This is a genomic window from Paenibacillus sp. CH40 (assembly GCF_024213605.1).
Taxonomy (GTDB): Bacteria; Bacillota; Bacilli; order Paenibacillales; family Paenibacillaceae; genus Paenibacillus; species Paenibacillus polymyxa_B.
Genome location: NZ_JANAVQ010000024.1, coordinates 1 through 1,903 on the forward strand (window position 1 = coordinate 1; position 1,903 = coordinate 1,903).

The 1,903-nt window shown below is 51.3% G+C and carries 1 tRNA gene and 2 rRNA genes; all 3 read right to left on the reverse strand.

The window, feature by feature from the left end:
• Window positions 1-894: ribosomal RNA gene (locus tag NLX73_RS24790) — 23S ribosomal RNA — on the reverse strand; the annotation flags it as partial.
• A gap of 233 nt (window positions 895-1,127) precedes the next feature.
• Window positions 1,128-1,203, reverse strand: a tRNA-Ala gene (locus NLX73_RS24795).
• 97 nt (window positions 1,204-1,300) lie between these two features.
• Window positions 1,301-1,903: ribosomal RNA gene (locus NLX73_RS24800) — 16S ribosomal RNA — on the reverse strand; the annotation flags it as partial.

Below are 1,903 nucleotides of genomic sequence, written 5' to 3' on the forward strand. Positions count from 1 at the left end.
TTTCCGAGGCTAGCCCTAAAGCTATTTCGGGGAGAACCAGCTATCTCCGGGTTCGATTGGAATTTCTCCGCTACCCCCACCTCATCCCCGCATTTTTCAACATGCGTGGGTTCGGGCCTCCAGTGCGTGTTACCGCACCTTCACCCTGGACAGGGGTAGATCACCCGGTTTCGGGTCTACGTCCACGTACTCATTCGCCCTATTCAGACTCGCTTTCGCTGCGGCTTCAGCTCTTCACCTTAACCTTGCACGGGAACGTAACTCGCCGGTTCATTCTACAAAAGGCACGCCATCACCCATAGATCGGGCTCTGACTTCTTGTAAGCACACGGTTTCAGGATCTATTTCACTCCCCTTCCGGGGTGCTTTTCACCTTTCCCTCACGGTACTGCTTCACTATCGGTCGCCAGGGAGTATTTAGCCTTGGCAGATGGTCCTGCCGGATTCATACGGGGTTTCACGTGCCCCGCACTACTCGGGATCCGTCTCGGAGGGAACAAGTTTTGAACTACAGGGCTTTTACCTTCTCTGGCGGGCCTTTCCAGACCTCTTCATCTAACCGGTTCCTTTGTAACTCCATGTGAGACGTCCCACAACCCCAAGGAGCAAGCTCCTTGGTTTGGGCTAATCCGCGTTCGCTCGCCGCTACTGACGGAATCACTATTGTTTTCTCTTCCTCAGGGTACTTAGATGTTTCAGTTCCCCTGGTCTGCCTCTATTCTGCCTATGTATTCAGCAGAAAGTGACTGTCGATGAAGACAGCCGGGTTTCCCCATTCGGACATCCCCGGATCAAAGCTTGCTTACAGCTCCCCGAGGCTTTATCGTTGTTCGCCACGTCCTTCGTCGGCTCCTGGCGCCTAGGCATCCTCCGTGTGCTCTTTGTAGCTTAACCTAGTATTTACATCGTAAATACGATTTGCTTTTAATTTCGGTTCAACACTTACGTGTGAATGAAATTCAAGGCAGCTACCTTTATTTCACTTGTTTACACAAGATCAGCTTAAAGGAATATTCTAAAACGCAATTTCGTTTCGGTATCCAGTTTTCAAGGTGCAAAGTTGCTTGATTATCAGTCAATCTCCAAAGAGTTAACGATTCTCATACAGTTTTAGATGAAATTGTAATTGGTGGAGCCAAGCGGGATCGAACCGCTGACCTCCTGCGTGCAAGGCAGGCGCTCTCCCAGCTGAGCTATGGCCCCTCACAAGTTCCATCAAAACTGAACAAATGGAATGATGATTTTTGAAGCTTACGCTTCATATTTGAATGTTTCCGTTGCAGGAAACGATTCTCCATAGAAAGGAGGTGATCCAGCCGCACCTTCCGATACGGCTACCTTGTTACGACTTCACCCCAATCATCTACCCCACCTTCGGCGGCTGGCTCCCTTGCGGGTTACCCCACCGACTTCGGGTGTTGTAAACTCTCGTGGTGTGACGGGCGGTGTGTACAAGACCCGGGAACGTATTCACCGCGGCATGCTGATCCGCGATTACTAGCAATTCCGACTTCATGTAGGCGAGTTGCAGCCTACAATCCGAACTGAGACCGGCTTTTCTAGGATTGGCTCCACCTCGCGATTTCGCTTCCCGTTGTACCGGCCATTGTAGTACGTGTGTAGCCCAGGTCATAAGGGGCATGATGATTTGACGTCATCCCCACCTTCCTCCGGTTTGTCACCGGCAGTCTGCTTAGAGTGCCCAGCTTGACCTGCTGGCAACTAAGCATAAGGGTTGCGCTCGTTGCGGGACTTAACCCAACATCTCACGACACGAGCTGACGACAACCATGCACCACCTGTCTCCTCTGTCCCGAAGGAAAGGTCTATCTCTAGACCGGTCAGAGGGATGTCAAGACCTGGTAAGGTTCTTCGCGTTGCTTCGAATTAAACCACATACTCC